The sequence below is a fragment of the Allobosea sp. 117 genome (genome assembly GCF_000702305.1).
In the GTDB taxonomy this organism is placed as follows: domain Bacteria; phylum Pseudomonadota; class Alphaproteobacteria; order Rhizobiales; family Xanthobacteraceae; genus Ancylobacter.
This window is the reverse complement of record NZ_JNLC01000010.1, coordinates 693,738-711,887: the sequence shown is the minus strand read 5'-3', so window position 1 is coordinate 711,887 and position 18,150 is coordinate 693,738. Positions and strand designations below refer to the sequence as shown.

Here is an 18,150-nt window from a genome sequence, read left to right as displayed (position 1 = left end):
CAACGACTGCTCTTTGGCGCAAATGTGCCGACGTGCCCCAACCCGCTGATGTCCGCTTTTGGGCCGAGGCCGTTGCCCGATCAATGACCGAGATCGGGGCGCGAAGCCGAATGTCCGCTATCGGACGACGATCCATTTCTGCTCTTGGTGCGACACGGCCGCATTCGCTGGTGAACGAACTACGCTTTCACCGCTCCCGCCGTCAGGCCCGCCACGAAGTGCTTCTGCATCAGGAAGAAAAGGCACACCGGCGGCAGGGCCGCGAAGAGTGCCGCTGACGAGATCAGGTTCCAGGCAGTGAGCCATTCACCCTTGAGGCCGGCAATGCCGAGTGTCAGGGGCTTGGCGGAATCGCTCTGCACCAGCACCAGCGCCCAGAAATAGTCGTTCCAGACGAAGGTGAAGATCAGCACGGCCAGCCCTGCCAGTGCCGGGCGAAGCAGCGGCAGCACGATGCGGCGCAGGATCTGCAGTTCGGTGGCGCCCTCGATGCGAGCGGCCTCGAAGAGTTCGTTCGGCAGCGAGATGATGAAGTTGCGCAGGAACAGCGTCGCAAAGCCGGTCTGGAACGCGGTATGGAACAGCACCAGACCCCAGACCGTGTCGTAAAGCCCGACGCCGAGAACCATGTTGCGCACCGGGATCATCAGGATCTGGTAGGGAATGAAGTTGCCGCCGATAAACATGGCGAACAGCAGCGTGCTGCCCGGGATGCGGTATTTCGCGAGCGCCACCGCCGCCATCGTGGCGAGGATGAGCACGAGGATGACCGTCGTCCCGGTGACCGTCACGCTGTTCAGGAAGAAGCCCCACATGGGCGACGTCGCGAACACCTCGCGGTAATTGTCGAGCAGCGAGAAACGCGACGGCGCTCCCCAGTAATTGCCGGCAAGCAGGTCGGACTGCGAGCGGATGGCCGTCATCATGATGGCCACGAGCGGCAGCATCCACACCAGCATCGCCGCGTAGAGCGCGAGCCGGTAGCTCAGCCGGACGGCAGGCGAACGTTCCGTGACGGGCGTGGGATACATCAGGCGCCCCTCTGTTCGCGACGCAGCGTGTGCCGCAGGAAGAAGGCGATGTAGATGCTCATGATGAGGAACAGCACCGTGGCGATCGCCGCGCCATAGCCGGCCCGGTAGCTGAAGATCGTGGCGTCGTACATCTGATAGGCGAGGACGGTCGAGCTGCCATACGGCCCTCCCTGCGTCATCACCGCGATGAGGTCGAAGTTTCGGAGCGAGCCGATCACCGTAATGATGGTCGCCACAAAAGATACCGCGCGCAGCTGCGGCAGCACGATGTGGCGCAGCAAGGTCCAGCCCGAGGCTCCGTCGATACGCCCCGCGGCGATAAGCTCGCCATCGAGCTGCGACAGTCCGGCAAGGAACAGCACAAGGCAGAAGGCCGTCTGCGCCCACAGCGCGGCGAAGACGATGCCGAACGTGACAAAGTGCTCGTCCGAGAGGATGGCGAAGGGTTCGAAGCCGAAGAACCGCATAACGATGGCGAGGATGCCGAAGGTCGGATCATAGAACCAGGTGAACACCACGCCGATGATGACGTTCGCCAGCACCAGCGGAATGAAGAACACCGACTTGACGATGCGCATTTCGCCCAGCGGCTGGTTCAGGAACAGCGCGAGACCTAGCCCGAATACCGGCGCGAGCAGGAACAGAGCGATCCAGATGATGTTGTTCTTCAGCGAGGTAAAGAACTGCGGATCGGCGAACAGCTCGCGATAATTGTCCAGCCCGATAAAGGTAGCCGGGCCCGTACCGTCCCACTCGTAGAAGCTGATGACGATGCTCTGGATGATCGGCCAGACGATCATCATCAGGAACAAGGCGAGCGGCAGGAACAGCAGGACGAGCGGCGTCAGCCAGGACTGGTTTTGGCGCCAGATGCGCAGCATGGAAACCTCGGGTCGATGGAGGGGTCGGGATGGCCCCGTCGACATCGGGGCCCACCATGGCGGGCCCCGGCCGCGTCAGTTGAAGATGCGCTTACGCGTGGCATCGAGGCGCTGCAGGATCGCGTCCTCGCGGTCGGGCTTGGCGAGGAACTCCTGGAAGCCCTTCATGCCCTGCTGTGCCATCTCGGGATCGGTGTCGCGGTCATAGAACTGCGACGAGCCCGCCGAGTTGCGCACCTGCTCCATCTGCACCGAGGCGAAGTCGTTCGGGTCGATCTGGATGTCGGTACGGGCCGGCACGACCGAGCCGCCTTTGGCGAAGGCCGACAGGTTCTCCGGTTGGGCCAGGAAGGCAAGGAACTTCAGCGCCAGCTCCTTGTTCTTCGCGCCCTTCGGGATGCCCACGCCATTGATCGAGACCTGCTCGATATTGGGAACCGAGGGATCCACCGTCGGGAACGGGAAGAAGCCGATATTCTTGCGCGCCTCTTCAGGGAGCGACGTGAGAACGTAGGGGCCGAGCAGATACATCGCCGCCTTGCCTTGTGCCAGGAACGGGATCGCTTCCTGCCAGCCATAGGAGGAGGCATTGTCGAGGAAATAGCCCTTCTCGATCGGTACGCGCCAGGTATCGAACACCTTCTTGATGCGCGGATCGGTGTAGCTTTCCGTGCCGTTCATCAGGCCCATGTAGAAGTCCAGGCCATTGATGCGTTTGGTGAGGTAGTCGAACCACAGGGCATTGGCCCACAGGTCGCGCGTGCCGATGGTGAACGGCACGATGCCGGCTGCCTTGGCCTTTTCGGCAATGGCCATCAGCTCATCCCATGTCTTGGGCGGCTCGACCCCGAGCTTGGAGAACACCTCCTTGTTGTAGAAGAAGCCCCAGGTGTTGAAGTTGGTGGGCATCATGTACTGCTTGCCGTTGTCGGTGACGGCGGCAAGAAACGGCTGCATCGGCTTCTCAAGCTTGTTCTGCTCGTAGAAGCCGCTCATGTCGGCGAACAGGTCGCGCTTGGTGAAGGCGCGCATGCGCGCGCCGGTGAACCAGAAGGCGACGTCCGGCGGGCTGGCGACCAGGAAATTGCGGATCGACGTCTTGTAGGATTCGACGTCACTGTAATTGACGGTGACCTTGACGCCGGGATTGGCGGCCTCGAAATCGGCGACGATCTTGTTCATCGCCGCCTTCTGGCCGGCGCCGCTGCGATCGGTATTGATCACCAGCGTTTCCTGGGCCACCGCCGGCGTGGCGAAGGGATGGAGCACACCGCAGGCCAGCGCAAGCGCACCCGCGCCCATGAGCAGGGCGCGACGCGGCAGGGAAAGCGTCATTGTCATTTCCTCCGTTGCTGGGCCGGGTTCGCTCTCGCGTCCACGTTTCTCGAGACGCTTCGAATACGCGGCAAGGGTGCGGCCCATCGCTTGTCGCGCCTTATGCCGGTGTAGTCTAAACTTACTTATCGATAAGTCAATTTCGGGCGGCGCAAACGTCGATCGAGCGGCCGTGTCAGCTCACGCGGCGGCCGGTCGTCCGGTCGAACAGATGCACCTGGTCGGCATCCGGCAACACGCGGATCCGCTCCCCCGCCCGGACCGGAACCCGACTGCGGAACAGGCAGTTGAACTCAGCACCGCCGACCCGGACCAGCACCTCCGTCTCCGATCCAGTCGGCTCGACGACGACCGCGGTGACCTCGATGCCCGCCTCATCGATGCGGAAATGTTCGGGGCGTACGCCGTAGACCGCATCGCCTTCCGGCGTCGCCTTCCACTGCTTGCCCGCCGGCAACACCACTCCCTCGCCGGCGCGAAACGCGCCGTTCTCGAAGCGGCCTTCGAGGAAGTTCATGCTCGGTGAGCCGATGAAGCCGGCGACGAACTGATTGTCGGGCCTGTCGTAAAGATCGAGCGGCGCGCCGATCTGTTCGATGACGCCATCCCGCATCACGACGATCTTGTCCGCCATCGTCATAGCCTCGATCTGGTCGTGCGTGACGTAGACGGTCGTGGTCTGGAGCCGCTGCTGCAACTCCTTGATCTCCGCTCGCATGGCCACGCGCAGCTTCGCGTCGAGGTTGGATAGCGGCTCGTCGAAAAGGAACACTTGCGGGTCCCGCACGATGGCGCGCCCCATGGCCACACGCTGGCGCTGCCCACCGGAAAGCTGCCGCGGATACCGCTCCAGCAGCGGCATGAGGCCAAGGATCTGCGCGGCCCTCTCCACCCGCTGGCGGACCTCCTCCTTCGGCTCGCCGCGCAGCGACAGCGCGAAGGCCATGTTCTCGTAGATCGACATGTGCGGGTAGAGCGCATAGCTCTGGAACACCATGGCGATGTCGCGGTCCTTCGGCGAGACGTCGTTCACGACCCGCTCGCCGATGCGGATCTCGCCCGCCGTCGTCCTTTCCAGCCCCGCAATGGTGCGGAGCAGGGTCGACTTTCCGCAGCCGGAAGGGCCGACGAGTATGACGAATTCCCCATCCGCGATGTCGACCGACACACCCCGCAGGATGTGGGCCTCCCCGAACTTCTTGTGGACGTCGCGGATGGTCACCGATGCCATGAAGAGGGTCTCACGATCTTGGGTCCGCCACCCGAGGCAGGCGCGGCACTGCGCTTCCATTGCGCCTCTTGTGCCTTCGGAAGGCTGACGCTCGTCCAGAGAGCTAGCATTGACCTTGGACGCGGTCAATGCGAAGTTACTTATCGATAAGTAAGTTTGATGACGAGTAGGCCATGACCGCTGACGCAACGACACTGCCTTCGCCCGGCGCGCTGCCCCCCGGCCTTTATGGCTATGACGACCTGACCGAGGGAGCGTTCTTTCTCACCTCCGGCGTCACCGTCACGGAGGCGCATGTCGTCGGCTATGCCGGCATCTCCGGCGATCTGTTCGATGTGCACATGGACGACGAGTTCGCGCGCGAACAGGGCTTTCCTGCACGCATCGCCCATGGACTTCTCGGCCTCGCACTGACCGACGGGCTGAAGACCCGCTGCCCGGTGCGGCTTCTGGGTATAGCGACGCTCGGCTGGAATTGGTCGTTCAGGGCGCCCATCCTCATCGGCGACCGCATCGCCGCCCGCTTCGAGGTGCACGCCAAGCGTCCCACGCGCCGGGACGACCGGGGGATCGTCACCTTCGAGGTCAAGGTGCTGAACCAGGACGGAACGGTCGTGCAGGAAGGCCAGACGCTGTTGATGATGGGCGGGCGGACGCCGGAGGCCACGGCATCGGCTTGACCGATTGCCGCAGCTTGCTCATCTGTTCGCTTCACGCGAGCGATCCGCGTTTGGGGAGTCACCAGTCGATGGCGCGCAAATCCGACGGAGAACCTGCGGCGAGCCGCCTGTCGATGCGCGACAACATCAAGAAGGTGGCGACCGAACTCCTGATCCGCCACGGCTATCATGGCACCAGCTTCCGCCATATTGCCGACCGGCTCGACATCACCACGACCAACATCCACTACCACTTCGGTAACAAGGAGAAGCTGGTCGAGGAGGTCGTGCGCGATTACGTCACCAGCACCTGCGCCAAGCACAAGGAAATCTGGGAGAACCCTGACCGCTCGCTGCCGCAGAAGCTGATGGATGTCGCCGCCTTCAACCAGACCCGCTACAAGGCCTTCAATCGCGGCCGCAAGAGCGGCCAGCCGTGGAGCCTCATCGGACGCCTGCGACTTGAGGGTGAGGTGCTCAGTCCCGGCGCGCGCGAATCGCTCGCCTCCTTCACCGACAATGTCCAGGCCTCGGTCCGGGTCGCTGTGCAAATCGCCTATGACCGGGGAGAGCTCGTTGCCGACGCCCCACTGGACGACATCGCCTTCCTGCTGGTGAACATCGTCAACAGCTCCTCCGTCTTCACTCAGGATGCCGGCAATTTCGAGCGGCTCGAACAGTTCTTCGAAGCCTTCTCGCGGGTGATGCTCTCCGCCTACGCTCCTGCCGGCGCGGTCGCGATCGCCGCCCACTAGAGACCGCGTCGCCCCCTCGCCATCGCCACGAAACCGCTCCGCCTCGCGTAGCGACAACCGCGCCCGCGGCCAAAGCAGGGCTTGCGAACGGCCAGACTCTGACTTACTGATAAGTAAGTTTATGGGCGCCGGGCGCCCCCATCCTTCTGGAGTCTCAGGATGAAGGTCCTCACGGCGTCGGCCGCAGCCGCGCTCGTGCGCGATGGCGACACGATACTCATCGGCGGTTCCGGCTCGGGTCATGCGGTGCCCGAGGCGCTGATCGCCGCGGTTGAGCAGCGCTTCCTCGCCGAGCAGCAGCCCAGGGCGCTCACCACGATCCATCCGGTCGGTCTCGGCAATCGCGGGGAAGCCGGCGCGTCGCGCTTCGGTCATGAAGGGCTCATCCGCCGCGTGGTCTGCGGCACCGTCGTCGACGCGCCCCCGATAGCCGAGATGGCGAGCCGCGACGCCATCGAATGCTACACTCTCCCCCAGGGTGCGCTCTCCCAGCTCATCCGCGAGATTGCGGCGGGCCGGCCGGGCCTCGTGACGCATGTCGGGCTGCACACCTTCGTCGATCCGCGCCTCGCCGGCGGCAAGCAGAGCAAGGCCTGCTCCGAGGATCTGGTCGAGCTGGTGACGCTGAAGGACCGCGAGTGGCTGTTCTACAAGCCCTTCCATGTCGATGTCGCCTTCCTGCGCGGCACCACCGCCGACGAGGACGGCAACGTCTCCATGGAGGACGAGGCGATCTTCGGCGAAATGCTGTCCATGGCGCAGGCGACGCGCCGCTGCGGCGGTCTCGTCGTCGTGCAGGTAAAGCGCCTCGCCCGTCGCGGAACCCTGCCCGGCAAGAGCGTGAAAATCCCCGGCATGATGGTCGATGCCGTGGTCGTCGACGCCGAGCAGAAGCAGACCTACCAGACCTTCTTCGACCCTGCCTTCGCCGGCCAACTACGCATGCCGCTCCACGGCTTTCCCAAGCTGCCGCTCGACGAGCGCAAGATCGTGGCCCGCCGCTGCGCCATGGAGCTGCGGCGCGGCGCGATCTGCAACATCGGCTCTGGGATCTGTACCGGCATCGGCCTCGTCGGCGCGGAGGAAGGACTGCTCGACGAGGTGGTGCTGACCAATGAGCAGGGGCTGATCGGCGGTGCGCCGGCCTCCGGCCTCGATGCCGGCGCCTCACGTAACTACTGGGCGATGATCGACCAGCCCTATCAGTTCGATTTCTATGACGGCGGCGGCCTCGACATCGCCTTCCTCTCGGCCGTCGAGGTTGACTGCGCCGGCAATGTGAACATCAGCCGCTTCGCCGGCCGGGTCGTCGGCATTGGCGGCTTCGTCAACATCAGCCAGAACGCCCACACCATGGTGTTCGGCGGCACCTTCACCGCCGGCGGGCTGAAGGTGCAGGCGGAGAATGGCGAGCTCGTCATCCTCAACGAGGGCAAGCACCGCAAATTCGTCGAGACCGTCGAGCAGGTCGCCTATAGCGGCCCCTATGGCCGTTCGCGCGGGCAGACCACGCTTTTCGTCACCGAGCGCGCTGTGTTCCGCACCGGCGAGAACGGACTCGAACTGATCGAGATCGCCCCCGGCATCGACCTCGAGCGCGACGTGCTCGGCCAGATGGCCTTCCGGCCTCGGATCGCCCCGGAGCTGAAACGCATGGATGCGCGCCTGTTCCGCCCCGAGCCGATGGGCATCGCCGCCGAGATGGCCGGCGAATGGCGCGTGCACGAACGGCTGCGCGCCGCATCCTGAAGTTCCAGCAGGGAAAACGTCATGACATCGACCACGACGGGCTCTTCCGACCTCTCCCTCTCGCTCCCTCGCGTTGATGGCGTGCTGGAGGCCTATCGCCTCGTCGGCACACCGGTCGTTGCCACCACGCCGGAACGCCCCTTCACGCGCATCGCCTATGCGGCGGGTCACGTCGTGGTCGATCCGCTCGCCCCCTGCGATCCGTGGATGAATTCCGTGGTGGACTGGGACCGCACGCTCGCCTTTCGCGAGCATCTATGGAGCCTGGGACTCGGCATCGCTGAGGCGATGGACACGGCCCAGCGCGGCATGGGCGTCGACTGGCCGACCTCGCTGGAACTGATCCGGCGGACCAGCGCGGCCGCCGGTCCCAATCACCTCGTTGTCTCCGGGTGCGGCACGGACCAGCTCGCACCCTCCGACGCGCGCTCGCTCGACGACGTCGTGCGCGCCTATGAGGAGCAGATCGAGGCGATCCAGGCTGCCGGCAGTCGTCTCGTCCTCATGGCGTCGCGCGCGCTGGCCCGCGTGGCCAAGGGACCGGACGATTATTTCGCCGTCTATGGACGCCTGTTGCGGCAAGTCGACCGACCGGTGGTGCTGCACTGGCTCGGCGACATGTTCGACCCCGCTTTGGCCGGCTACTGGGGATCGTCCGACATCGGCGCGGCCATGGATGTCGTCGCCGGGATCATCGCCGAGCACGCCGCGAAGGTCGACGGCATCAAGATCTCGCTGCTCGACGCGGCACACGAGGTCGCGCTGCGCGATCGCCTGCCGGACGGCGTGCGGATGTATACCGGCGACGACTTCAATTATGTCGAGCTGATCGAGGGCCACGGCCAGCGTCATTCGCACGCGCTTCTCGGCGCGTTTGACGCCATCGCCCCGGTGGCGTCGGCCGCGCTCGGCCGCCTCGCGGCGAACGATGTCGAGGGCTATCGCACCCTGTTGAAGCCCACCGAGGCACTCTCCCGGCACCTCTTCGCCGCGCCCACCCAGTTCTACAAGACCGGCGTTGTTTTCATGGCCTATCTGAACGGCCATCAGGACCATTTCACCATGGCCGGCGGACTGGAGAGCGCGCGCTCGACGCTCCATCTTGCCGAGATATTCCGGATGGCGGACGCGACTGGCCTCCTGAGTAACCCGGAGCGAGCGGCGCGCCGCATGCGCGCGGTGCTGGCGGTGCGCGGGGTGGAGGCGTGAACTCGTCGCCGTTGCCCGATATCGCCGGCCTGCCGCTTCCCCTCTCGGGAGCCACGCGACTCTATGCCATCGTCGGGGACCCGATTGCGCAGGCCGGCTCGCCCGGCTTGTTCAATACGGCTTTCCGACGCCGCGGCGTCGAAGCCGTTCTTGTGCCGCTTCACGTGGCGCCCGCCGATCTTGCCGACCTGGTCCGCATGTTCCGCAGCACCCGGAACTTCGACGGCCTCGTCGTCACTGTCCCGCACAAGATCGGGATTTCGGAACTGATCGATGACATTGCGCCGATGGGGCGCCGCATCGGCGCGGTGAATGTCATCCGCAAGAGCGGCGGACGGCTTGTAGGCGACAATTTCGATGGCATCGGCTTCGTGCGGGGCGTGCAGACCAAGGGTCACGCATTGGCCGGCCGCCGGGTGCTCATCATCGGTGCCGGAGGGGCGGGACGAGCCGTCGCGCACGCAGTCCTCGACGCGCGACCGGCACATATCCGCCTCTTCGACGTCGATACGGCCCGTGCACAGGCCGTCGCCGACGAGCTCATGCAGACCGACGACAGCATCGGCGTGGATGTCGGCGCACCTGATCCTTCCGGATTCGGGGTTGTCGTGAACTGCACCTCGATCGGCATGAAGCCGGGCGATCCGTTTCCTGTCCTGATCGACCGTCTCGAAGCCCGGACGCTGGTGGTGGACATCGTGCTCAAGCCGGCGGTCACGCCGCTGCTTGCCGAGGCCGCCCGGCTCGGCTGCACCACCCATGCCGGCGTCCACATGCTGGAAGGTCAGGTCGACGCGATCTGCGACTTCTTCGGGCTGGGACCTGCCTGATGCTGACGCCCGCACGCTGCTCAATCAACACCGCGACGCTCGGCTACAAGGAGCCGATCAGCAAGGTGATCGAGCAGGTGGCCCGCCACGGCTTCGGCGCCATCGCGCCATGGCGCCGCGAGGTCGAGGGCGGCGATGTCGTCGCGATTGCCCGGCAGATACGCGAGGCGGGCCTTTCGGTCTCAGGCTATTGCCGCAGCTCGCCCATCCCTACCGACAGCGCCGCGACACGGGAGGCTCAATACCAGGAGAACCGGCGGGCGCTGGCGGACGCTGCAACATTGGGCGCCGCCTGCTTCGTTATCGTCGCTGGTGGGCTCCCCCGGGCGAGCCGCGACATCGGCGATGCTCGTGCTCAGGTAGAAGAAGGGCTCGCTCGCCTGCTGGTCGACGCGCGCACGCTCGGCGTGTCCATTGCCATCGAGCCGCTGCATCCGATGTATGCGGCCGATCGCTGCTGCGTGAACACGCTGGCGCAGGCACTCGACATGTGCGCCCGGCTCGACCCCGACCATGCCGGGGGCATCGGCGTCGCAATCGACGCCTATCATGTCTGGTGGGACCCGGACCTCGCCGCAGGCATCAGGCGCGCCGGGAGCGAGCGTCGTCTCAACGCCTTTCATATCTGCGATTGGCTGGTACCAACCACCGACCTTTTGATGGATCGCGGCATGATCGGCGATGGTGTCATTGATCTTTCGGCAATGACCAATCAGGTCAACGCGACCGGTTTCGAGGGTTACGCCGAGATCGAGATTTTCTCCACTCGGTGGTGGTCCACTGAAAATGAAGAAACGTTGCGGGTCTGTGCGGATCGCTTACGCACCGCTAGCGGAACTTCTGCTTAAGCGAAGAAGACGAGCGTCGTCCCTGCGCAAGAACGCCTTGGCGATGCCCTGCGTCTCGGACAACCCGAACTGCTGCGCCGGACTGCGCAACAACCGAAACATCTTTACGGATTTGGATCCCCGCGTGACCTAAGCGACATTCGCGACGGGAGCGTTCAGATCGGCGACTGCCGACCGAATGGCCGCCTGCTGCTGAGGCGTAACCGCGGGAGTCGGCCGCCGGCTAATTCCCAGCGGGGCGCCTTGAAGCGAAAGAGCGAATTTCGAGGTTGCGATGCGGTTGTCGGCGAAGATCGCATTCCACAGGCGCAGCATCTTCCTGTGCAGGCCGAGCGCAGTTGCATGGTCGCCCCGCCGCACGGCTTCCCACAGCTCGAGGCACTGACGCGGGGCCGCCGCCGCAAGCATGGAAATCACGCCATGGGCGCCGAGCGCCATTGAGGGATACAGAAGCGCATCAATCGCCGCGAAGATGCGATCCTTAGGACCAGCCTCGAGCAGCAGGTCGGCAAGGAGTTTGAGATCCCCGGCGCTCTGCTTGACGCCGATCACGCCATGCTCCTCGCGCATCATGCGCAGCAGGAGGCTGGGTGTCAGATAGTTCCAGGGAATGACATTGTAGACGATGATCGGAATGCCCACGGCATCGTAGACCTCCCGGAAATGGCGGATCATCGCCTCCTCGTCAGTCTTGTAGATGTAGTGAACCGGCGTCAGCTGGAGCGCGGACACGCCGAGGTCGGAGATGGCGCGCGCCCGCTCGATGGCGTCGCGTGTGCTGTTGGCGATGACGCCAGCGATAAGCGGCCCGCTCTCGCCCAGTTCCTCGCCGACGACGCCAGTCATCGTGCGCAGTTCATCCACCGAGAGATTGAACCCCTCTCCTGAGCTGCCGCCGACGACCAAGCCATGAACGCCCTGCCGGAGCATGAAGCGGGAGAGTTCGCGCAGCGAGGAGATGTCGATCGTCTCGTCGTCGGAGAGCGGCGTCAGAAGCGGCGGCAGGATGCCGGCAATCTCGGAAGGCTGGAAGATCTTGGGCATTCCTGTCTCCATGCAGGGCAAGAGGCGGCGATGCGGCGCGACGAGGTCCGCTGATGTGCTGCGTCAGGTTGTTTTGGCGGCGTCAGTTGATCTCGACCTTCGCGATGCGGGCCAGCTTGGCGAAGTGCTCGATCTGCTCGTCGATATAGGCCTGGAACTCGGTCGGCGAGGACACGGCGACTTCCAGCCCGAGCTCTTTCAGCCGTGCCAGCACGGAGGGATCCTTGATTGCTTCCCGTACGGCAGAATTCAGCTTCTCGACGATAGCGGGCGGCAGGCCGGCGGGCCCGACCAGGCCGTTCCACGTCAGCACCTCGAAGCCGGGTAGCTGCTCGCTGATGGACGGGACATCGGGCAGGAGCGAGGAACGCGTCTTGGTGGTGACCGCGAGAGCCTTCAGCTTGCCGGCATTGACCTGCGGCATGACTTCGAGGATCGGATTGAACGCCGCCTCTATCTGTCCGCCCATGACGTCGGTGAGCGCGGGCGCGCCGCCCTTGTACGCGATCGGCGCCATGGTGACACCCGACATGGATTCGAACAGTGCTCCTGCGAGATGGGGAGAGGAGCCCTGCCCAGCCGTTCCGTAATTCAGCTCGCCGGGCTTCTGCTTGCCGTAGGCGATAAAGGCCTCGAGCGTCCGGGCAGGGAACGAGGGAGCCACCACCAGCACGCTGGGGCTGACCGTGAAGCGCGCGATGGCCGCGAAGTCCTTCCTGGGATCGTAGGAGAGCTTCGAGATGCTCACATTCGCCGCGAGCGGACCGCTGCTGAGGAAGCCGAGCGTGTAGCCGTCGGGTGCGGCTTTGGCGACGGCTCCCGCACCTATGGCGCCGCCCGCACCGGTGCGGTTTTCCACCACGACCGGCTGGCCGAGGATCTCGCCCAGTTTGGTTGCGAGCACGCGCCCGGAAACGTCGTTGTTCCCGCCGGCGGCAAACGGCACGATCATGGTGATTGGACGCGTCGGATAGGAATCGGCCGCCGAGGCATGACCGACTCCCAGCGATAGAACTGCCGATATGATTACCGTATGCAGGCGGCCTAGACCCTTCATCGCTTCCTCCTGGTAAACAGCCTGCCGTTCTTTTCGACGGCATGGACACTGAAGGAGATGCTATGGACTTGATTTGAAAGCATCTATTTTCTTTTCGTTCTCCCGTGTAAACCTACGGCTAACATGCAATCGGATACTGGACGTAACGCCTTCCAGCAGTTGCGTTTCCGGCAACTGGAGATGGTTCGCCTGCTGGCGGACACTGGCAGCCTGCGCACGACGGCGGGCCTGATGAACGTGACAGCGCCGGCACTGAGCAAGAGCCTGCGGGAGGTCGAGACGCTCATTGGCCACGAGCTCTTCATCCGCAGTTCCCGCGGTGTCGCCCCGACGCCGCTGGGGAGCGAGGTCGCCCGGCAGGCGCGCCTGCTGCTGCACGGGCTCGACGCGCTGCGGCACATCAAGCCGGAGACGCTGGGCTCGGAGCGGGCGCTGCTGCGCCTCGGCACGGCGCCCTTCGTCGCGTGGCGCATCATGCCGAGCGTCATCGAACGATTGAGGGCCGCGGATGCGCGGCTCCGCATCCACCTGGTCGAGGGTCGGATCATCCCGCTGGCCGATCAACTGCTGAACGGCGATCTGGACGCCATCCTCACGGTGATGACGCCGGAAGCGCTTCAGGTGCTGGGGCGGGCCGAATTCCTGCTGGACCAAATCCATTCGGAGCGCGTGATCATCGTCTGCTCCCCACGTCACCCCTGGGCAGGAAGGCGCGTTTCCTGGCCCGACTTGGCGACCGCCGACTGGATCATGCCGCCGCAGACCTTCACTCTGCGTTTGACTGTCCAGCGCGCATGCCTTCAGGCCGGCGCTATTCCGCCCGAACCGGTGATCGAGTCGGTCAACATCCCGGCCGTCATCAACTATGTCAAAGCAGGCCTGGGCATCACCGCCGCCTTAAGATCGACGGCAAAAGATGACCTGAACTCCGGCGCGCTCCGCCTTATTCGCACCGATGCCGAGCTGCCGACGGTTCCGATTGGACTGGCCGCACGGCGCACGCCAACTATCGGCCAGGCGATGGGCGCGCTTAGGGACGCCTTCGAGCGCTACGCCGCTACCGCCTCTGAAACCTAAACTATATTTTTAGGCCATGGAGCTTGACGCTTCCCGCGAGGCCCTCGCGAGGCCACGGGTGTGTCCATGCAGCGAATGCGTCAGTTTGGGTCCATCAGACCGAAGATGGCGACCAATGCCAGCACCCCGATGCCGAGAATGACCTCGACAAGGGTCCCGGTTTGGATGCTTGCGATGGCGCGGTCGGGGTGTGTGCGAAGGCGCGGCACGAAGACATAGCGGTTGAGAACCGCAAGGCCGGTCATGGCGAAGATGAGGACGATCTTGATGTCGAGCAGGCGCTGATAAGGTGAAATCGGCTCGTGCGGCCATTGACCCAAGACGAGCATGGTATTGACGATCCCGGTCATAATGACCAGCGCGACATCTCGCGTGGCCAACTATGGGAAGTGAGAACCTGTCGGGGCCCCTAGATCGTTCACCCCCACGGAGGCGGTATGGCGGCCGCCCCCGCAGGATTGATGCTCAGTACGTCGCGGCCGGATTGACCTGCCAGATCTCGTCGACGAGCTTGCCGTCGCGATAGAGCAGCACGTAGCGCACCTTGACGGTGTTCTTGCCGGCGAAGGTGACGTCCACCGTCACCGTGCCACCCTTGGGATTGGCGCCCTCGGTCGTCGCGGCGATGGCCGCCTTTTGCGTGCCCTGGGCCGCGAAGAACTTCGACCAGACCTCCCTGATCTTGTCGGACTGGCTGTAGCTGCCGTCGAGTGGGCCGCCGACCCAATGCAGGGTCGCGGCCGGGGCATAGGCGGAGGCGACGGCGGCAAGGTCGCCGCCGGCGATGGCGTCGATGCGGGACCTGGCGAGGTCTTCCGCGGGTCCCGCCAGGGCGGCGGAGCCGGAGGCGGCGAGGAGGGCGAGGCTGGTGGCAAAGATGGGAAGGCGCATGTGCGGGTGTCTCCTGATGTGACCTGCACAAGCGCAGACTCCCGCACCGCCGGTTTATTCCGCAGGACCGGGCCCGAAATCGCGAATTTTCATCTCGGGACGGCGACGCGCCGGAGAAAAATCCGTGCCGCGCCGGAATAATCGGGCTCCTCGCGTGTCCAACCTCCTGAAGGCGCCATCGCGCCGAAGGAGAACAGCCCATGCGACAACGACATCTTGCCTGCGTCGGGGTAGTGCTGGCGGCATGCCTCGCCGGCGCCGGCGCTCAGGCGCATGACCACGGCCATGGCGACACGACCGCCTCCGCCACCAGCGACGAGGCGCCCTTCCTCGCCGAGAACACCGCCGCCATGGACAAGATGATGGCGGAGATGGAGGTGAAGCCGACCGGTGACATCGATGCCGATTTCACGGCGATGATGATCCCGCATCACCAAGGCGCGATCGACATGGCGGTCGCCTATCTGCGCTACGGCACCAATCCGCAACTGCGCCGCCTCGCGCAGGAGATCGTCGTCGAGCAGCAGCAGGAGATCGCTGCAATGCGGCTCGCGCTTGGCCAGACGCCGCCGCCCTCGGCACCGGCGCCGACGCAACCGGATGCCGTCGCGCCGGCCGCGCTTCAACCGTCCCCCGCCCACGACCATTCCGCAATGGCGCATGACGCCATGGCGATGCAGCCGGCCCCGCCGGCACAATAGGACCACTGATGATGAAAAACCGTATCCTGGCCGGTCTGCTCGCCGGCACCGCCCTCGCCTGCGCTGCCCCCGCCTGCGCCGGCGAAGCGCCCTTCGCCGCCTCGGCGCCGGAAATTGCCATCAGCAGCCGCGACCGCGTCTATGCCGCCGAGCAGTTCTCCAACACCGTCTCGGTCACCGACCCCGCCACCAACAAGCTGGTCGGCGTCATCAAGCTCGGCGACCCGCAGCCGATGAACTTCAGCCCGCTCTACAAGGGGCAGGTGCTGGTGCACGGCATGGGCTTCTCGCCCGACCGCAAGACGCTCGCCGTGGTGTCGATCGGCTCGAACTCCGTCACCTTCATCGATACCGCGACCAATCAGGTGAAGCACACCACCTATGTCGGCCGCTCGCCGCACGAGGCGTTCTTCACGCCGGACGGCAAGGAAATCTGGGTGACGGTGCGCGGCGAGGACTACATCGCCGTGCTTGACGGGGCGACCTATGAGGAGAAGACCCGCATCAAGGTGCCGAACGGCCCGGGCATGCAGATTTTCTCGCCCGACGGGAAATATGGCTATGTCTGCTCCTCCTTCATGCCGGAGACGGTGGTGATCTCGGTCGCCGACCACGAGATCGTCGGCCATGTGAAGCAGGAAAGCCCGTTCTGCCCGAACATCGCCGCAACGCCGGACGGCAAGCAGGTCTGGTTCACGCTGAAGGACATCGGCAAGACGCAGGTGTTCAACGCGCAGCCGCCCTTCGAGGTCATCAAGACGCTCGACACCGGCCCGATCACCAACCACGTCAACTTCGCCCGCAACGCCAAGGGCAGCTTCGCCTATGTAACGGTCGGCGGGCTCAACGAGGTGAAGGTGTTCCGCACCGACGACTTCGCGCAGGTGGCGACGATTCCCGTCGGCAAGCTGCCGCACGGCATCTGGCCGTCGGGCGACGGCGCGCGGGTCTATGTCGGGCTGGAGAACGCTGACGCGCTCGCCGCCATCGACACGCTCAGCAACAAGGTGATCGCCACCATCCCGATCGGCCAGGCGCCGCAGGCGGTCAACTACGTCCCCGGTGCGGTACCGGAGGGCGACGGCACCTCGAACCTGCAGCCGCTCGGCGTCGCCGGGCAGGCGGCCCATCTCAGCCTCGCCGGGGACGGCAAGGCCGCGGACAAGGCGCCGACCAGCATTTCGCTGTTCGACCAGGGGCTGATCCAGGTCCTGCAGGCCTCCGTCACCGGCCTTCAGCCGAAGAAGCCCTATGTGCTGGCGCTGTCGGACCGGCTCGACGGCAAGGGCGCGTTGGAACCGCTCTCGGCCTTTATGACCAATCCGGCCGGCTCGGCTATCGTCAACGCCACCGGACCGATCCGCCAGATCGTGCAAAGTGACGTGACGGCTCAGCGCCGCTATCTCGTCATCGCCGAGGGAACGACGTCGCAGCCCGGCACCGTCGTGCAGCGCCAGACAGTGGATTGACGCAGCCTTTGCCTCCGCCGCGAGATCAGCTCACGGCGGAGGCTCGCCGCTCCCGTAAAGGAGACGCCATGAACCACGAGATGGTGCGCCTCATCGAGCCGCTGATCCCCGCCTTGCGGCGCTATGCCCGTGCGCTGATGCGCGAGCGGGCGGCGGCGGATGATCTGGTGCAGGACTGCCTGGAGCGCGCTATCAGCCGCTGGCACCAGCGGCGTGCGAACGACGACGCGCGGGCCTGGATCTTCACCATCCTGCACAATCTCGCCATGACGCGGCTGCGCCGCGCGGCGCAGCGCCCGGTTCACGTGACGTTCGACGATGCCGAGGCGGCGAAGCTGTCATCCGCCGCGCCGCAGGAGGACGGGTTGCGCCACCGCGACCTGCTCGACGCGCTGGCGCAACTGCCCGACGAGCAGCGCACCGTGCTGCTGCTGGTCACCGTCGAGGAACTCTCCTATGCCGATGCGGCTCGGGTGCTCGACATACCCATCGGCACGGTGATGTCGCGCCTGTCGCGTGCCCGCGAACGCCTTGCCCGGCTGATGTCCGTCGAACCGCGGGCGATCCCCTCGCCGCCTTATCTCCGGAGCGTGAAATGAGCTCTCGCCCCATTACCGAAGACGATCTCAACGGCCTCATCGACGGCACGCTCGACCCCGATCGTCGGATCGAGGTGAGCGCCTATCTCGACGCCCATCCGGACGTCGCCCGCCGCATCGCCCTCCATAGTGAGCAGCGAGACGCGTTGCGCGATGCCTTCGCCCGGGTGATCGAGGAGCCGGTGCCGACGGAACTCGACCTTTCCCGCATGATTGCGGAGCGCCACCGCCCGCGGCCGGCACCGCGCTGGGCGATGGCCGCGGCGGCCGCGCTCCTCCTCTGCGCTGGCGGCATCGGTGGCTGGTCGCTGCGCGGGATGGCGCCCGCCTCCTACGAGGGCGTGCAGGCGCTCGCCCGCGAGGCCGCAGCCAGCTATGCGACCTATGCGCCCGATCTGGTGCGCCCGGTCGAAATCCGCGCAAGCGACCGCGACGTGCTCGCTGCCTGGACCACCAAACGCGTCGGCCGTCCGGTCGGCATTCCGGACCTGACGGCTGCAGGCTACCGGCTCATGGGCGGGCGCGTGGTGCCGACCGAGCACGGACCCGCCGCGCTGTTCATGTATGACGACGACCGCGGCACCCGCCTCGTCATGCTGGCGCGTCCCATGCGGAGCGATGGCGACATACCGATGGCGCCCCACGCGCAGGGCGATCTCAACGGCCTCGCCTGGGCGGACCGCGGCCTCGGCTACAGCCTCGTCGGCGCGGTGGCCCCGGACCGGCTGCACCCGCTGGCGGACGAGGTACGCCGCCAGATCCGCAGCGAGGCTTGAGGGGG

General features: G+C 65.4%; 19 protein-coding genes. 11 read left to right on the top strand and 8 right to left on the bottom strand.

All coding sequences use genetic code 11. From position 1 onward, the window contains the following. Positions 1–179: 179 nt before the first annotated feature. The 4 genes from U742_RS0105400 to ugpC all read right to left on the bottom strand — a co-directional run bounded on the left by U742_RS0105400 (position 180) and on the right by ugpC (position 4,481). On the bottom strand, positions 180–1,031 hold the full coding sequence (locus tag U742_RS0105400) for a carbohydrate ABC transporter permease (RefSeq protein WP_029350798.1): 852 nt from the start codon (positions 1,029–1,031) through the stop codon (positions 180–182). Beyond that, on the bottom strand, positions 1,031–1,915 hold the full coding sequence (locus tag U742_RS0105395) for a carbohydrate ABC transporter permease (RefSeq protein WP_029350796.1): 885 nt from the start codon (positions 1,913–1,915) through the stop codon (positions 1,031–1,033). Before U742_RS0105395 ends, U742_RS0105400 begins: the two co-directional genes overlap by 1 nt. Before the next feature lie 75 nt (positions 1,916–1,990). Further along, positions 1,991–3,250, bottom strand: a complete 1,260-nt coding sequence (locus tag U742_RS0105390; RefSeq protein ID WP_038360449.1) for an ABC transporter substrate-binding protein — start codon at positions 3,248–3,250, stop codon at positions 1,991–1,993. 175 nt (positions 3,251–3,425) lie between these two features. Further along, complete coding sequence (gene ugpC, locus U742_RS0105385) at positions 3,426–4,481, bottom strand: ABC transporter ATP-binding protein (RefSeq protein ID WP_029350792.1); 1,056 nt, start codon at positions 4,479–4,481, stop codon at positions 3,426–3,428. Positions 4,482–4,654: 173 nt separating this feature from the next. Here ugpC and U742_RS0105380 point away from each other — a divergent pair, with 173 nt between their 5' ends. The 6 genes from U742_RS0105380 to U742_RS0105355 all read left to right on the top strand — a co-directional run bounded on the left by U742_RS0105380 (position 4,655) and on the right by U742_RS0105355 (position 10,531). Then, a complete protein-coding gene (locus U742_RS0105380; RefSeq protein ID WP_051660874.1) occupies positions 4,655–5,161 on the top strand; it encodes a MaoC family dehydratase in 507 nt (168 codons plus the stop codon). Positions 5,162–5,229: 68 nt separating this feature from the next. Next, entirely contained in the window at positions 5,230–5,895 is a 666-nt protein-coding gene (locus U742_RS0105375) for a TetR/AcrR family transcriptional regulator (protein WP_197028176.1), read from the top strand. Between the two features lie 159 nt (positions 5,896–6,054). Further along, complete coding sequence (locus U742_RS0105370) at positions 6,055–7,644, top strand: acyl CoA:acetate/3-ketoacid CoA transferase (RefSeq protein WP_029350786.1); 1,590 nt, start codon at positions 6,055–6,057, stop codon at positions 7,642–7,644. A 21-nt stretch (positions 7,645–7,665) separates the two neighbouring features. Continuing rightward, entirely contained in the window at positions 7,666–8,853 is a 1,188-nt protein-coding gene (locus tag U742_RS0105365) for a dihydrodipicolinate synthase family protein (protein ID WP_029350785.1), read from the top strand. After that, positions 8,850–9,683 carry a shikimate dehydrogenase family protein gene (locus U742_RS0105360; protein WP_081852831.1) on the top strand — a complete coding sequence of 278 codons (834 nt, stop codon included), beginning with the start codon at positions 8,850–8,852 and terminating at the stop codon, positions 9,681–9,683. Before U742_RS0105365 ends, U742_RS0105360 begins: the two co-directional genes overlap by 4 nt. Continuing rightward, on the top strand, positions 9,683–10,531 hold the full coding sequence (locus U742_RS0105355) for a sugar phosphate isomerase/epimerase family protein (RefSeq protein ID WP_029350781.1): 849 nt from the start codon (positions 9,683–9,685) through the stop codon (positions 10,529–10,531). Before U742_RS0105360 ends, U742_RS0105355 begins: the two co-directional genes overlap by 1 nt. Positions 10,532–10,660: 129 nt before the next feature. Here U742_RS0105355 and U742_RS0105350 read toward each other — a convergent pair whose 3' ends face one another. Together U742_RS0105350 and U742_RS0105345 are read right to left on the bottom strand one after the other, a co-directional pair. Continuing rightward, a complete protein-coding gene (locus U742_RS0105350) occupies positions 10,661–11,575 on the bottom strand; it encodes a dihydrodipicolinate synthase family protein (protein WP_029350779.1) in 915 nt (304 codons plus the stop codon). Positions 11,576–11,657: 82 nt separating this feature from the next. After that, positions 11,658–12,632 (bottom strand): Bug family tripartite tricarboxylate transporter substrate binding protein, encoded by a 975-nt coding sequence (locus U742_RS0105345; RefSeq protein WP_038360446.1) that lies wholly within the window; start codon positions 12,630–12,632, stop codon positions 11,658–11,660. 123 nt (positions 12,633–12,755) lie between these two features. Between U742_RS0105345 and U742_RS0105340 the strand changes: the two genes are divergently transcribed. After that, a complete protein-coding gene (locus U742_RS0105340) occupies positions 12,756–13,709 on the top strand; it encodes a LysR family transcriptional regulator (RefSeq protein WP_029350775.1) in 954 nt (317 codons plus the stop codon). 80 nt (positions 13,710–13,789) lie between these two features. Here U742_RS0105340 and U742_RS0105335 read toward each other — a convergent pair whose 3' ends face one another. Continuing rightward, a complete protein-coding gene (locus U742_RS0105335; RefSeq protein WP_282568316.1) occupies positions 13,790–14,089 on the bottom strand; it encodes a CopD family protein in 300 nt (99 codons plus the stop codon). An 85-nt stretch (positions 14,090–14,174) separates the two neighbouring features. Then, positions 14,175–14,600 (bottom strand): nuclear transport factor 2 family protein, encoded by a 426-nt coding sequence (locus U742_RS0105330; protein ID WP_029350771.1) that lies wholly within the window; start codon positions 14,598–14,600, stop codon positions 14,175–14,177. Positions 14,601–14,800: 200 nt separating this feature from the next. Here U742_RS0105330 and U742_RS0105325 point away from each other — a divergent pair, with 200 nt between their 5' ends. The 4 genes from U742_RS0105325 to U742_RS0105310 all read left to right on the top strand — a co-directional run bounded on the left by U742_RS0105325 (position 14,801) and on the right by U742_RS0105310 (position 18,145). Next, positions 14,801–15,301, top strand: a complete 501-nt coding sequence (locus tag U742_RS0105325) for a DUF305 domain-containing protein (RefSeq protein ID WP_029350770.1) — start codon at positions 14,801–14,803, stop codon at positions 15,299–15,301. An 11-nt stretch (positions 15,302–15,312) separates the two neighbouring features. Further along, positions 15,313–16,770 carry a YncE family protein gene (locus U742_RS0105320; protein WP_029350768.1) on the top strand — a complete coding sequence of 486 codons (1,458 nt, stop codon included), beginning with the start codon at positions 15,313–15,315 and terminating at the stop codon, positions 16,768–16,770. A gap of 68 nt (positions 16,771–16,838) precedes the next feature. Beyond that, the gene (locus U742_RS0105315) at positions 16,839–17,369 is read left to right on the top strand and encodes an RNA polymerase sigma factor (RefSeq protein ID WP_248310263.1); all 531 of its coding nucleotides are present in this window, start codon (positions 16,839–16,841) and stop codon (positions 17,367–17,369) included. After that, on the top strand, positions 17,366–18,145 hold the full coding sequence (locus tag U742_RS0105310) for an anti-sigma factor family protein (protein WP_029350764.1): 780 nt from the start codon (positions 17,366–17,368) through the stop codon (positions 18,143–18,145). The genes U742_RS0105315 and U742_RS0105310 overlap by 4 nt, the downstream gene beginning before the upstream one ends. Positions 18,146–18,150: the final 5 nt, after the last annotated feature.

Bases quoted from the DNA above. Each gene is read 5' to 3' on its own strand.
- U742_RS0105400 (WP_029350798.1), bottom strand. From the start codon at position 1,031: ATGTATCCCACGCCCGTCACGGAACGTTCGCCTGCCGTCCGGCTGAGC.
- U742_RS0105395 (WP_029350796.1), bottom strand. From the start codon at position 1,915: ATGCTGCGCATCTGGCGCCAAAACCAGTCCTGGCTGACGCCGCTCGTC.
- U742_RS0105390 (WP_038360449.1), bottom strand. From the start codon at position 3,250: ATGACGCTTTCCCTGCCGCGTCGCGCCCTGCTCATGGGCGCGGGTGCG.
- ugpC (WP_029350792.1), bottom strand. From the start codon at position 4,481: ATGGCATCGGTGACCATCCGCGACGTCCACAAGAAGTTCGGGGAGGCC.
- U742_RS0105380 (WP_051660874.1), top strand. From the start codon at position 4,655: ATGACCGCTGACGCAACGACACTGCCTTCGCCCGGCGCGCTGCCCCCC.
- U742_RS0105375 (WP_197028176.1), top strand. From the start codon at position 5,230: ATGGCGCGCAAATCCGACGGAGAACCTGCGGCGAGCCGCCTGTCGATG.
- U742_RS0105370 (WP_029350786.1), top strand. From the start codon at position 6,055: ATGAAGGTCCTCACGGCGTCGGCCGCAGCCGCGCTCGTGCGCGATGGC.
- U742_RS0105365 (WP_029350785.1), top strand. From the start codon at position 7,666: ATGACATCGACCACGACGGGCTCTTCCGACCTCTCCCTCTCGCTCCCT.
- U742_RS0105355 (WP_029350781.1), top strand. From the start codon at position 9,683: ATGCTGACGCCCGCACGCTGCTCAATCAACACCGCGACGCTCGGCTAC.
- U742_RS0105350 (WP_029350779.1), bottom strand. From the start codon at position 11,575: ATGCCCAAGATCTTCCAGCCTTCCGAGATTGCCGGCATCCTGCCGCCG.
- U742_RS0105345 (WP_038360446.1), bottom strand. From the start codon at position 12,632: ATGAAGGGTCTAGGCCGCCTGCATACGGTAATCATATCGGCAGTTCTA.
- U742_RS0105340 (WP_029350775.1), top strand. From the start codon at position 12,756: ATGCAATCGGATACTGGACGTAACGCCTTCCAGCAGTTGCGTTTCCGG.
- U742_RS0105330 (WP_029350771.1), bottom strand. From the start codon at position 14,600: ATGCGCCTTCCCATCTTTGCCACCAGCCTCGCCCTCCTCGCCGCCTCC.
- U742_RS0105325 (WP_029350770.1), top strand. From the start codon at position 14,801: ATGCGACAACGACATCTTGCCTGCGTCGGGGTAGTGCTGGCGGCATGC.
- U742_RS0105320 (WP_029350768.1), top strand. From the start codon at position 15,313: ATGAAAAACCGTATCCTGGCCGGTCTGCTCGCCGGCACCGCCCTCGCC.
- U742_RS0105315 (WP_248310263.1), top strand. From the start codon at position 16,839: ATGAACCACGAGATGGTGCGCCTCATCGAGCCGCTGATCCCCGCCTTG.
- U742_RS0105310 (WP_029350764.1), top strand. From the start codon at position 17,366: ATGAGCTCTCGCCCCATTACCGAAGACGATCTCAACGGCCTCATCGAC.